At 43.5% G+C, this 12431-nt stretch carries 11 protein-coding genes; all 11 read left to right on the top strand.

Features of this window, described 5'->3' with window-relative positions; all coding sequences use genetic code 11:
* The first annotated feature begins 2 nt into the window (after positions 1 to 2).
* On the top strand, positions 3 to 1568 hold the full coding sequence (locus ACIRUQ_RS06805; RefSeq protein WP_021739950.1) for an amino acid adenylation domain-containing protein: 1566 nt from the start codon (positions 3 to 5) through the stop codon (positions 1566 to 1568).
* The gene (locus ACIRUQ_RS06800) at positions 1546 to 2715 is read left to right on the top strand and encodes an alanine racemase (RefSeq protein WP_022036728.1); all 1170 of its coding nucleotides are present in this window, start codon (positions 1546 to 1548) and stop codon (positions 2713 to 2715) included. Before ACIRUQ_RS06805 ends, ACIRUQ_RS06800 begins: the two co-directional genes overlap by 23 nt.
* An 81-nt stretch (positions 2716 to 2796) precedes the next feature.
* Positions 2797 to 3021 carry an acyl carrier protein gene (locus ACIRUQ_RS06795; RefSeq protein WP_021739948.1) on the top strand — a complete coding sequence of 75 codons (225 nt, stop codon included), beginning with the start codon at positions 2797 to 2799 and terminating at the stop codon, positions 3019 to 3021.
* A 147-nt stretch (positions 3022 to 3168) separates the two neighbouring features.
* Entirely contained in the window at positions 3169 to 4872 is a 1704-nt protein-coding gene (locus tag ACIRUQ_RS06790; RefSeq protein WP_021739947.1) for a [Fe-Fe] hydrogenase large subunit C-terminal domain-containing protein, read from the top strand.
* Between the two features lie 17 nt (positions 4873 to 4889).
* Positions 4890 to 6065, top strand: coding sequence for a SpoIIE family protein phosphatase (locus ACIRUQ_RS06785; RefSeq protein WP_022036727.1), 1176 nt, complete (start codon positions 4890 to 4892; stop codon positions 6063 to 6065).
* Positions 6066 to 6158: 93 nt separating this feature from the next.
* Complete coding sequence (miaB, locus tag ACIRUQ_RS06780) at positions 6159 to 7604, top strand: tRNA (N6-isopentenyl adenosine(37)-C2)-methylthiotransferase MiaB (protein WP_022036726.1); 1446 nt, start codon at positions 6159 to 6161, stop codon at positions 7602 to 7604.
* Between the two features lie 2 nt (positions 7605 to 7606).
* Positions 7607 to 8002, top strand: a complete 396-nt coding sequence (locus tag ACIRUQ_RS06775; protein ID WP_022036725.1) for a NusG domain II-containing protein — start codon at positions 7607 to 7609, stop codon at positions 8000 to 8002.
* Positions 8003 to 8131: 129 nt separating this feature from the next.
* Positions 8132 to 8749 carry a Holliday junction branch migration protein RuvA gene (ruvA, locus tag ACIRUQ_RS06770; protein WP_021739943.1) on the top strand — a complete coding sequence of 206 codons (618 nt, stop codon included), beginning with the start codon at positions 8132 to 8134 and terminating at the stop codon, positions 8747 to 8749.
* A 90-nt stretch (positions 8750 to 8839) separates the two neighbouring features.
* Positions 8840 to 9826, top strand: a complete 987-nt coding sequence (gene ruvB, locus ACIRUQ_RS06765) for a Holliday junction branch migration DNA helicase RuvB (protein WP_022036724.1) — start codon at positions 8840 to 8842, stop codon at positions 9824 to 9826.
* A gap of 34 nt (positions 9827 to 9860) precedes the next feature.
* The gene (locus ACIRUQ_RS06760; protein ID WP_022036723.1) at positions 9861 to 10193 is read left to right on the top strand and encodes a cell division protein ZapA; all 333 of its coding nucleotides are present in this window, start codon (positions 9861 to 9863) and stop codon (positions 10191 to 10193) included.
* The gene (locus tag ACIRUQ_RS06755; RefSeq protein WP_055289044.1) at positions 10193 to 12418 is read left to right on the top strand and encodes a U32 family peptidase; all 2226 of its coding nucleotides are present in this window, start codon (positions 10193 to 10195) and stop codon (positions 12416 to 12418) included. The genes ACIRUQ_RS06760 and ACIRUQ_RS06755 overlap by 1 nt, the downstream gene beginning before the upstream one ends.
* Positions 12419 to 12431: the final 13 nt, after the last annotated feature.

The raw sequence follows: 12431 nt of genomic DNA, 5'->3' as shown, positions 1-12431 counted from the left end.
AAATGACGAATGTATTAGAATGGCTGGAACATATGGAAGGACAGGCTGGAGAAAAAATTGCAGTTGCAGATCCGAAAGAAAAATATTCCTTTACGCAGTTAAAAACGTATGCACAAAAAAGTGGAACATATCTGCGAAAATGGATGACAGGAACATTTCCGGTAGCAATCTATATGGAAAAAAGCTGTGCCACATTAAGTATTATGCTTGGAGCGGTATATGCAGGATGTCCGTACTGTCTGTTAGATCTGCGTCAGCCGGATGTGAGACTGCGGCAGATTCTGAAGGTGCTGCAGCCGGAAGTGATTGTTACAAAGGAAGAAAATCTGGAAAAAATCAGAAATTGCGTAGATGAAATGGGCGGTGATGTCCGGAACACAACAATTTTGTTAGCAGAAAATTGTCTGAATGAAATGGAAATTGATCAGAAACTTTTGAAACAGATAAGAAAAAAGCATACGGATCGGAATCCTTTGTATATTAATTTTACAAGCGGAAGTACAGGTTTACCAAAGGGAGTCGCGGTCAGTCACAGAGCGGTGATTGATTTTATCCGGATTTATGCGGATACGTTTGATATTACCAAGGAAGATATTATAGGAAATCAGGCACCGTTTGATTTTGATGTTTCTGTAAAGGATATTTATACCGGTCTTTTGACCGGTGCCAAAGTACAGATCATTCCGAGAGAATATTTCAGTGATCCTACTACGTTGATGGATTATATGGCTGACAGTAAGATGACAGTACTTACCTGGGCGGTCAGCGCGATGTGTTTTGTATCTGTTATGAATGGATTTGATTATCGGACACCGGACACTGTCCGAAAGGTTCTTTTCAGTGGAGAAGTGCTTCCGGTAAAACATTACAGAGTATGGAAAAAGTATTTGCCGCAGGCGATGTTTGTAAATCTGTACGGACCAACTGAAGTTACATGCAACTGCACGTATTATGTGCTGGATCCGGCAGATAAATATGAACTTACAGATGTGATACCTATTGGAAAATCTTTTCCGAATGAACGGGTCTTTCTTTTGGATGAGGCAGATCAGGAAGTAACGGAAGCAGGAATGAACGGGGAAATCTGTGTCAGCAGTTCAGAACTGGCTTTGGGGTATTATAATGCACCGGATAAAACGGCGCAGGTATTTGTACAGAACCCATTGAATCACCTGTATGATGAACGGATTTACAGAACCGGTGATCTGGCAAAATATGATGCAGAGGGAAATCTTGTATACATTTCCAGAAAAGATTTTCAAATCAAACATCTGGGGCACAGAATCGAACTTGGTGAAATTGAAGTGGCAGCCAATGCAGTAAATGGGATCAGCAGATCCTGCTGCATTTATGAAGCTGAAAAAGAGCGCTTGTTGCTTTTTTATACTGGAGAATGCGAAAAACGGCAGCTCATAAAACTATTACGTGGTGCATTGCCGCCTTATATGATTCCCAATATGGCTTTGCGGCTTGCGGAAATGCCAATGACCAAGAATGGAAAGATTGACAGAAATAAATTAATGAAGTTGTACGAGGAGAGTTTACATGCAAGACATTTTAAAAAGTAATACGCCGGCATTTGTGTTTGATACGGCAGCTCTGAAGAAGCGGGTTGCACAAATCAAAGAGATTGTCGGGGAAACAGTATCACTTTGTTATTCGATGAAAGCAAATCCGTTTTTTGTACCGGCCATGATAACGTGTGTGGATAAATTAGAGGTCTGCAGCCCGGGAGAACTTACAATCTGTAAAAAGCTTGGGGTAGATGCATCCAGAATTATTTATTCCGGTGTCAACAAAGAAATCCCAGACATCAAAGAAGCCTATGAATATGGAGTTGGTACATTCACAGCGGAATCTGTCCGTCAGGCAGATCTGATCCAACAGGTCGTTGAAACAGCAGCTGCTGGTGAGAAGGCAGAAGTAATTCTTCGACTGAATTCCGGTTCCCAGTTCGGAATGTCCAAAGAGGATTTGCTTACGATTCTGCAGTGCAGAGAAAGCAAATACACAAGTTTGAATTTTACAGGAATACATTATTTTGTCGGTACACAACGAAAACGGGCCAAAAGAAAGATAAAAGAACTTCAGATGCTGCTGGAATTATTTGAAGAGATTCAAAATAAATATGGTCTGAAATTAAAAAAACTGGAATATGGACCGGGTTTTGCGGTTCCGTATTTTGAGGATGATGATTTTGAAGATACTTTGTATCCTGTGAAAGAGTTGAAAGATACCTTAAAACAGGTGGCACAACAAGTAGATCTGACGATTGAGATGGGGCGGTTTTTCACAGCCGAATGTGGAACATATTATACAAATGTTGCAGATTTGAAAACCGTGGGAAATGCACATTATTGCATTCTGGATGGTGGAATGAACCATCTGACTTATTTAGGGCAGATGATGGGGATGAAGACTCCAATCATAAAACATCATAAGAACACACCAAAACAGGATGAAAGGCCGGAAAAGAAAACATGGTGTCTTTGCGGAAGTCTGTGTACAACATCAGATATTCTCTGCAGAGAGGTGGAATTGAATCATTTGGAAATCGGTGATACACTAATTTTTGAAAATGTAGGTGCATATTCAGTGACAGAAGGAATTTATCTGTTTTTAAGCCGGACATTGCCTAGGGTTTATCTGAAAGATGAAAATGGGTACCTTACGCTGGTGAGAGATGCAATGGAAACAAGTGATATAAATATCTAGGATGTACTCCCGAAATCTTTCTAAATAAAGTATTAAAAAGATTCTGAGAATAAATGAAGTAGAAAAAGGAGATTTTGCAACATGGAAGAATTATTGGAACTGTTAAATGACATTAAAGAAGATGTGGATTTTGAAAATGAGAAGGCACTGGTAGATGATCACATTTTAGATTCGTTTGATATTCTGCAAATTATCAGTGATATCAGTGATGAGTTTGATATCGTGATTCCGGCAGCTTATGTAAAACCGGAAAATTTCAACAGTGCTGAGGCACTCTGGAAAATGATTCAGGAATTGCAGGATTAATACTTTGCGAAACGGCTGGAAATAGTGAAAAAGGAATGTGCGATCAAAGATGGTACGTTCCTTTTTTCTTATAAAAAATAGCTTTTCTGAGACTTCATTTCACTGGTGATTAATGGTAAAATAAATCCATGGAGGGGGAATCAGAATATGAATGTAATTAATTTTCAGGATGCAAACTGTGCGCATTGTTATAAATGTCTGAGAAATTGTGATGTCAAAGCAATCCGTATCAAACAAGGACAGGCGCAGATTGTTACAGATATGTGTATTTACTGTGGACACTGTATGGAAATCTGTCCTCAGGAGGCGAAGACCTTTGACAGCGACCTGGCGTATGTGAAAAGCCTGTTGTATAAAAAAGAGCGTGTGGTAGTTTCGCTGGATCCATCTTACCGTGGGCTTCTGGATTACGAAGACTCCGGTCAGATCGTGGATGCACTGTTGAAGCTCGGATTTTCCCAGGTGCGTGAGACGGCAGAGGGGGCTGCGATTATTACACGGGAATATGTGCGTCTTATGAAGGAAGGAAAGATGGACAATATCATTGTCACAAGCTGTCCGGCGATTGTCTATCTGGTAGAGAAGCATTATCCAATGTTGATTCCTTATCTGGCACCGGTGGTTTCACCAATGATCGCTCACGGGCGCTGGATCAAAGACCGTATGGGACAGCATACGAAGGTGGTATTTATTGGTCCATGCGTGGCAAAAAAAATGGAGGCCGAGGCAGATAGCAGAACCCGTGGCTGTGTGGATGCAGTAATTGAGTTTAATGAATTGCAAAAATGGCTGGAGGAAGAAGGGATTGACTTAAAACATTGTGAGTCCCGTCCTTTTGCAAATCAGGATCCTATGGTAAACCAGCTTTATCCTATTACAAACGGTATTATCCGGGCAGTGGATGTCTGTGGTGCACCGGGAACATATAAAAAACTGACGGTCAGCAGTATTAAGAGCTGTCGAGAATTTCTGCACAGTATGAAACGAGGTTATATCGATCACTGTTTTGTAGAACTGAACCTGTGCGCCGGTGGGTGTGTCAACGGCCCGGGCGTGGATAAACGCCGTGGTTTTCGTTTTAAAGCAACTATGAGTATTGAAAACAATGCCCTGCTTGCGGCACCACCTGCCTATATTACACTGCCAAAAGAGGAATTGGAGCGTACTTATGTGCCGCGCCAGGTAGTAGATAAAATGCCGACAGAAGCGGAGATCAAAGAAATATTGAAGACGATCGGAAAGAGTAACAGTACCACGGAATTTAACTGTGGAGCCTGTGGCTATATGACCTGCCGGGAAAAAGCGATTGCAATCTATCAGGGAAAAGCAGAAGCAGCCATGTGTCTGATCCGTTCCTATGAAAACGCACGTTCCCAGGCAAACGTTGTTATGGAAACCACACCGAATCTGATCTTTATCTTTGACAAGGAGATGCGGATCAGAGAATTTAACCGTCGGGCGGAAGACGTATTTCATACATCCCGTCAGGATGCGTTGAGAATGTATCTGTTTGAACTGATCGATACAAAAGATTTCGAGGAAGTATACCATACTCATGAAAATAAACTGCGGGTAAAACAAAAATGGGAACAATACAATATGACAGTGCTGGAGACCATCGTATATATTCCGAGTTCTGACCGGGTACTGGCCATTATCGAGGATGTGTCTGCAGAGGAAAAACAGGCGGAACGCATGCTGGAACAGAAACTGAATACCGTAAAACTGGCGCAGGCTGTGGTAGAAAAGCAGATGACAACAGCACAGGAAATCGCAGGCTTGTTGGGCGAGACTACGGCAGAGACGAAGGCGATTCTGACGAAGCTGAGGGATACATTGCTGGAAAGCTAAAGGGGGCGTGGAAACATATGAAACAGTTCGCAATTGACATGGCATATAAAAGCCTGAACCACTGCGGAGAAGAGCTGTGTGGGGATAAAGTTGAAATCGTGGACAAGGAAGATTCCCGGATCCTGATTCTGGCAGACGGCATGGGAAGCGGGATCCGTGCAAATATCCTGGCGACACTGACGTCCAAGATTATTGCTACCATGATGTACAACGATATGACCATTGACGAGGTTGTAGCTACCATTGCCAAGACGCTGCCGCTGTCTTCCATAAATGGAGTGGCGTATTCAACCTTCAGTATTATTCAGGTTTATCACACCGGAGAAATTTATGTAGCGGAATATGATAATCCGGAATGCATTCTGATTCGTCAGGGAAAATTGAAAGCGCTGCCTTTTTCTTATCGCAAAATTGAAGGAAAAAAGATCCGGGAATGTCGCTTTCAGACGGTCCCGGGGGATGCTCTGGCAATTATGAGTGACGGCTGTCTGTATTGCGGTACCGGAGATATCATGAACTATCGCTGGGACTGGAATGCACTGGCAAACTGCTGTGAAACCTGTGCGGATAAGACTCGTACAGCAGCTCAGATGGCAGATATGATGAACAAGGCCTGCGCGGATCTGTATGGCGGCATGTGCAGTGATGATACGACGATTGCTGTAGCACGGATCATGGAAGAAGAAATCGTGAACATTCTGACCGGTCCGCCACAGAACAAAGCAGACGATGCCCGGATGGTGCAGGACTTTATGAAACAGGAAGGTATTAAGATTGTTTCCGGTGGCATTACCAGCCAGATCGTGGCACGGGAGCTTGGCACCCGTCTCATTACATCTGTCGGCGTGTTGGATCCGGAGATTCCGCCCACGGCAAAGATTGAGGGTATTGACCTGGTGACAGAAGGTGTCCTTACATTAAATAAAGCGATTGATCTGCTGGAACAGTATCAGCAGGATGAGGTATCAGAAGAATTTTTTGAGGAACTGAGTCGTGATAATGGTGCCACCCGACTGGCCTGCTATCTGATGGAAAACTGTACCACAGTAAACTTATTCATTGGAAAAGCAATCAATAAGGATTATACAACGAAAGAACTGCCCTTTGAAATCTCTGTGCGGCAAAACCTGATGAAACGGATGCAGGCAGTGCTGACAGCTATGCATCGGACCGTACATGTGTATTACTATTGAAAAAAGAAAGTAAGATGTGGTATACTTATTCAGTTCACGACTACGGAACAAATGTTCCTGGTTGAATAATAAAAAATAGATAAGGATAAACATATGCAGATAGAACATTTTATTAATCAGATTGATCTGACACTGGATCCACCGGCAGAGGAACCACTGCGTCAGTATTATTTTATAGCAAAAGCTCGGACTTTGGTGGCTCAAATGGAGAAAGAAGCAGGCAGAAAGATGACGTTCTGCGTGAATACCTTTGGTTGTCAGATGAACGCCCGTGATTCTGAAAAATTATGTGGTATTTTAAATGCCATCGGGTATCAGGAATCTGAATCTGAGGATGCGGATTTTGTTATTTATAATACCTGTACTGTTCGTGAGAATGCGAACAATAAAGTATACGGACGGCTTGGTTATCTGCATGGATATAAGAAAAAAAATCCACACATGATGATCGCACTGTGTGGCTGTATGATGCAGGAGGAGAAAGTTGTTGCAAAAATCAAACAGAGTTATCGTTTCGTAGATTTGATCTTTGGTACACACAATATTTTCAAGTTTGCGGAATTGCTGGTACAGTCCATTGAAAATAATAAGATGGTTGTGGATGTGTGGAAAAATACCGATCAGATTGTAGAACAGCTGCCAAATGAGCGTAAATTTCGTTTTAAGAGTGGTGTCAACATCATGTTTGGCTGCAACAATTTCTGCAGCTACTGCATCGTGCCGTATGTAAGAGGCCGGGAGCGAAGCAGAGAGCCGCGGGAGATCATCCGTGAAATTGAGAACTTTGTGGCGGATGGTGTTGTGGAAGTTATGCTGCTTGGACAGAATGTCAATTCTTATGGAAAGAATCTGGATCAACCAATTACTTTTGCACAGCTTTTGGAGCAGATTGAACAGATTGAGGGACTGGAACGGATCCGGTTTATGACTTCGCATCCGAAAGATCTCTCGGATGAACTGATCGCTGTTATGGCAAAATCAAAGAAAATCTGCAGACATCTGCACTTGCCGTTACAGTCCGGCAGCAGCCGTCTGTTAAAAATCATGAATCGTCATTATGATAAGGAACAGTATCTGACGCTGGTGGAGAAAATCCGTGCTGCAATGCCGGATATTGCGCTGACCACAGATATCATTGTGGGATTCCCGGGTGAGACAGAAGAAGATTTTGAGGAAACCATGGATGTAGTACGAAAAGTACGTTACGATAGTGCATTTACTTTTATTTACTCCAAACGTACCGGTACTCCGGCGGCAAAAATGGAAGATCAGGTGCCGGAAGATGTGGTAAAAGTAAGGTTTGACCGTCTGTTAAAAGAAGTACAGGAGATTGCGGCAGAAAAATCTGCGGTATTGACCGGTCAGATACAGGATGTACTGGTGGAGAGCGTCAACCACCAGGATGACAGTCTGTTAACCGGACGTCTCGGCAACAACAGTGTCGTTCATTTTCCTGGAAGCAGGGAGCTGATCGGCCAGATTATTCCGGTCCGTCTGGATGAATGTAAAGGTTTCTATTATATTGGAAGCAGGGCATAACCATGGACAAAAAAGTCGGTAAAAAAGAAATTTTATTATTGCTTATTATCTTTGCAGCAGCAGTGATTGGGTACTTTGTGTTTCAGAAACTGCAGAGTACACCCGGCGCACAGGTAAAAGTGACGGTGGATGGAACGGTGTATGGTACTTATGACCTGTATACGACAGGGGAGAAAGCAAAGAAGATTCAAATTAAAAATGCGGAAGGTACTGTGACAAATACACTTGTAATTGAAAACGGAAAAGCAGATATGATTTCGGCAGATTGTCCGGATAAGTTATGCGTAAATCAGCATGCGATTTCATCGAATGGGGAAACTATTGTATGCCTGCCAAACAAAGTGGTAGTGGAAGTGGAAGACGGGGAAGAAGCCCAGTTTGACACCCAGACAAAATAACAGAACGAATAAAATTAATATAGAGGCATTTCAGCAATCTGTGTAATCAAGATTTGGGTGTTTTGACACCCTGATCAGAAATAAAAAGACAGATTAAAAAAGAAAGCGCCTCTAAGATGGAGTTTTTTGATGTATTCATATATAAAAGGAACTTTGGAAGAAATCAGCGAAGACCAGATCGTTGTGGAAAATCATGGAATCGGGTATAATATCCGGATTTCAGCCAGAATGTTGGACGTACTTCCAACCAGAGGGGAAGAGATTAAAATCTATACTTATCTGTATGTAAAGGAAGATGCCTTTTCTCTGTTCGGATTTCCAAGCAGAGATGAACTGGAGATGTTTAAATTGCTGATCAATGTCAGCGGCATTGGCCCTAAGGGCGGTCTTGCAGTGCTGTCAGTGCTGTCAGCTAATGACTTGAGATATGCGATTGTAGCAGAGGATGTTAAGACGATATCTAAAGCACCTGGTGTTGGAAGCAAGACGGCAAAACGGCTAATCATCGAGCTGAAGGATAAGATTGATCTGGAGGAAGTTATTGAAAATGGATTTGAACAAGTGGAAGCATCCAATCCTGTATCCGGCAGCAATAACCGTATCCGAAAAGAAGCCGCAGATGCATTGGTTGCCCTGGGATACAGTGCTACAGAAGCCTCAAAAGTGCTTTCCGGCATTGAAATTACAGAAGACAGTGATGTGGAACGTGTGCTGAAGGCAGCACTGAAAAATATGGCATTTTTATAGATCGTATTTCAGTTTGATATGAAAAACGTATTTCTGCCTGAAGCAGGGATTCTGTTAAAAACGACTAGAGTGATTGAAACGAGGAAATTCATGGAAAAACGAGTGATTTCGACGCAGGTTCAGGAAGAAGATATGCAGACAGAATTCAGTCTGCGCCCAATGTCTCTGGAAGAATACGTCGGACAGGAAAAAATAAAAAGCACGTTGCGTGTATATATAGAGGCGGCATGTCAACGACAGGAACCGTTGGATCATGTGCTGTTTTACGGTCCGCCGGGACTTGGTAAAACAACGCTTTCCGGGATTATTGCCAATGAGATGGGTGTACATATGAAAATCACCTCAGGACCGGCGATCGCAAAGCCCGGAGAGATGGCTTCTATTTTAAGTAACCTGCAGGAAAATGATATATTATTTGTGGATGAGATCCACCGGTTAAACCGCCAGGTAGAAGAGGTATTGTACCCGGCGATGGAAGATTATGCCATTGATATTATGATCGGAAAGGGGGCTTCTGCCCGTTCCATCCGGTTGGATCTTCCAAAATTCACGCTGGTGGGAGCAACTACCAGGGCAGGACTTTTATCTGCACCGTTGCGGGATCGCTTTGGAGTGATCCAGCATCTGGAATTTTATACTCCGGAGGAATTGCAGACCATTATTGTACAGTCTGCAAAAAAACTTGAGGTGGAGATAGAGCCGGAAGGTGCTGCGGAACTGGCAAAACGATCCCGTGGTACCCCACGTCTGGCAAACCGTCTGCTGAAACGCGTCCGTGATTTTGCACAGGTAAAATATGATGGTGTGATTACGAAGGAAGTAGCTTCTTTTGCATTAGATCTTCTGGAAGTGGATCGCTGTGGATTGGATAAAAATGACCGGCTCATTCTGATGACGATCATTCAGAAGTTTGGGGGCGGTCCTGTGGGACTGGAGACGTTGGCAGCAGCTGTAGGCGAAGATTCCGGAACGATTGAGGATGTGTACGAACCGTATCTGGTGAAAAATGGATTTTTGAACCGGACACCGAAGGGGAGGGTGGCGACCGCTCTTGCCATCGAACACTTTAAACAGTAAAATGCGGAATCGAAGCAAAAAGAAGGGAATGGAAATGACAAAGAAATCAATGGTGCAGGTTGTGATTGGCGGAAAAGTGCTGACTATGGGAGGATATGACGATGAAACCCATATTCAGCGAATTGCATCCTGTGTGAACCGGGTAATGCGGCAGATGGAAGATGCGGACGAATATCGTTGCCTTCCGGCTGATCTGAAACCAATCTTTATTCATATCAATATTGCAGATGAGTTGGTGACGGCACAGGAACTGATTGACCAGCTGGAACAGGAGCTGCAGGAAAAGGAAAAAGAACTGGCGGAGCTGAAACAGGAACTGGCAGAGACAGAAGTAAGACTTGAAAAACTGGAAGGACATAAAAAGTGATGAAACATGAATTGTTATCACCGGCGGGTTCTCTGGATATCTGCAAGGCGGTTATAAATGCAGGGGCAGATGCAGTGTATCTCGGAGGCGATAAGTTTGGTGCACGGGCATTTGCAAAGAATTTTACACAGAGTGATATCCGGGAGGCTTTGGATTTTGCACATTTACGTGGAAAAAAAATCTTTCTTACCGTAAATACATTGTTAAAAAACAAAGAAATTGAGACGGAACTATTTACTTATCTGAAACCGTTGTACGAATATGGTCTGGATGCTGTGATCGTGCAGGATTATGGTGTATTTCAGTTTATTTACAGAAATTTTCCCGGTCTGGCATTACATGCAAGTACCCAGATGTCTGTGGCAAATGTAGCCGGCGCGAAATTCTTGATGGATCATGGCGCAGAGCGGATCGTTACAGCCAGAGAACTTTCCAGTGCGGAAATCCGGCGTATTTATGATGAAACGGGTGTGGAGATTGAAAGCTTTATTCACGGGGCATTGTGCTATTGTTATTCCGGACAGTGTCTGATGAGCAGTATGCTGGGTGGACGCAGCGGTAATCGTGGACGATGTGCACAACCCTGTCGTCTTGCGTATCAGGTGACGGATGACAGAGGAAATGTACTTCATAAAAAAGAAAAATATCCGTTGAGCCCAAAAGACCTGTGTACGATTGAACTGTTACCGGAGCTGTGTGAATCCGGTATTTATTCTTTCAAAATTGAAGGAAGAATGAAAAAACTGGAGTACGCAGCCGGAGTGACTTCTATTTATCGAAAATATCTGGATTTGTATGAAGAATCACCGGAGGATTATAAAGTAGAAGCAGCTGATATGGAGCGTCTGCTCTGTCTTGGAAACCGGAATGGATTTACAAAAGGTTATTATGAAATGCGAAACGGACGTTCCATGATGACATTGACGGATTCTTCTCACAGCAGCAATGATGCAAAAACAGCTTATGAAGCGGCAGAGGAACGAAAACTGCCGATTGTTATGCGTGCTGTCGTGCATGCGGAAAAACCAATGGAATTGTCTGCTGCTGTCTGTGAGCAGGAGACAATGCAGGGGAACGGAGCACCGGTGAAAACAGAAAGCCTGATGTGGGGCATGGCGACTGGCGCCTGCCCGGGACAGGCACAGAATCGTCCGTTATCCAGAGAAGAACTGGAAAAGCGCCTACGCAAGACCGGAGATACACCATTTGTGGTGACAGACATAGATATTGATCTGGAAGACGGGCTGTTTGTTCCGGTGGGACAGTTAAATGAGCTGCGTCGCAGCGCATTGGAACAACTGCAGGAGCAGATGTTGTCTGTAAGTCGCAGACCGTCTGTAGGTGAACAGAAGCAAAATCCATATCAAACAGAAGAACCAGCTTCTTTGAAAAAAAGTCGTCAGCCATTTTTGAATGTATGGATTTCAACAGAAAAACAGCTTCCAATGTTGCTGAAGCATCCGTATGTGGCAATGGTCACGTTAGATGGATGTGGAAATGTTGCAAAACTTGCAGAACAGATTCATCAGGCGGGAAAGCAGACAGCCTATGCATTACCTCATGTGCTGCGGGAAACTTCTGAACAGCTTCTGGAAAAAGGCATGGATTGGAAACAGTTTGACCGGATCTGGGTGCGTAGCTATGATGGCATTGGATTTGCAAAAGATACACTGGGTATTCCGGTGGAAAAATTGGCATTGGATGCCGGACTGTATGTTTTTTCCAGGGAAGCGTCAGCAGATTTTCTGGCAGAAGGATTCGTCGGATATACGGCTTCCATGGAATTAAACCACAAGGAACTGACACATATGGAGAACAGCCAGGCAGAGCTGATGCTGTATGGTTATGCACCGCTGATGGTTTCTGCCCAGTGTGTTTATAAAAATTATGCATCCTGTATAAAAGAAAGGAAGAATGGCAGTAAATCGCAGCCGGAGCATCTGTATCTGAACGATCGTTATCAGAAACAATTCGAAGTGTCAAGAAACTGTACACATTGCTACAATGTGATCTATAACAGCCAACCGACCAGCCTGCTCCACCAGGCGCGGGAAATTCGCGGTTTAGTTTTCGGCTCTTACCGGATTGTGTTCCGGAATGAAACTGAGCAGGAGCTACAATATATATTACAGCAATATACGGATGCGTTCGTAAACGGAAAAGAAATTCTTCCGCCAAAGGAAGGAACTTTTACAAACGGACACTTCCGTCGTGGTGTTGATTAGAAAAAAAGGAGAA

The organism is Eubacterium ramulus (genome assembly GCF_045002895.1).
Classification (GTDB): domain Bacteria; phylum Bacillota; class Clostridia; order Lachnospirales; family Lachnospiraceae; genus Eubacterium_I; species Eubacterium_I ramulus.
The sequence above is the reverse complement of the archived record's forward strand: the minus strand, read 5'-3'. Positions and strand labels throughout refer to the sequence as shown.

Coding starts and splice junctions, on each gene's coding strand:
- ACIRUQ_RS06805 (WP_021739950.1), top strand. CDS start 3: ATGACGAATGTATTAGAATGGCTGGAACATATGGAAGGACAGGCTGGA.
- ACIRUQ_RS06800 (WP_022036728.1), top strand. CDS start 1,546: ATGCAAGACATTTTAAAAAGTAATACGCCGGCATTTGTGTTTGATACG.
- ACIRUQ_RS06795 (WP_021739948.1), top strand. CDS start 2,797: ATGGAAGAATTATTGGAACTGTTAAATGACATTAAAGAAGATGTGGAT.
- ACIRUQ_RS06790 (WP_021739947.1), top strand. CDS start 3,169: ATGAATGTAATTAATTTTCAGGATGCAAACTGTGCGCATTGTTATAAA.
- ACIRUQ_RS06785 (WP_022036727.1), top strand. CDS start 4,890: ATGAAACAGTTCGCAATTGACATGGCATATAAAAGCCTGAACCACTGC.
- miaB (WP_022036726.1), top strand. CDS start 6,159: ATGCAGATAGAACATTTTATTAATCAGATTGATCTGACACTGGATCCA.
- ACIRUQ_RS06775 (WP_022036725.1), top strand. CDS start 7,607: ATGGACAAAAAAGTCGGTAAAAAAGAAATTTTATTATTGCTTATTATC.
- ruvA (WP_021739943.1), top strand. CDS start 8,132: ATGTATTCATATATAAAAGGAACTTTGGAAGAAATCAGCGAAGACCAG.
- ruvB (WP_022036724.1), top strand. CDS start 8,840: ATGGAAAAACGAGTGATTTCGACGCAGGTTCAGGAAGAAGATATGCAG.
- ACIRUQ_RS06760 (WP_022036723.1), top strand. CDS start 9,861: ATGACAAAGAAATCAATGGTGCAGGTTGTGATTGGCGGAAAAGTGCTG.
- ACIRUQ_RS06755 (WP_055289044.1), top strand. CDS start 10,193: ATGAAACATGAATTGTTATCACCGGCGGGTTCTCTGGATATCTGCAAG.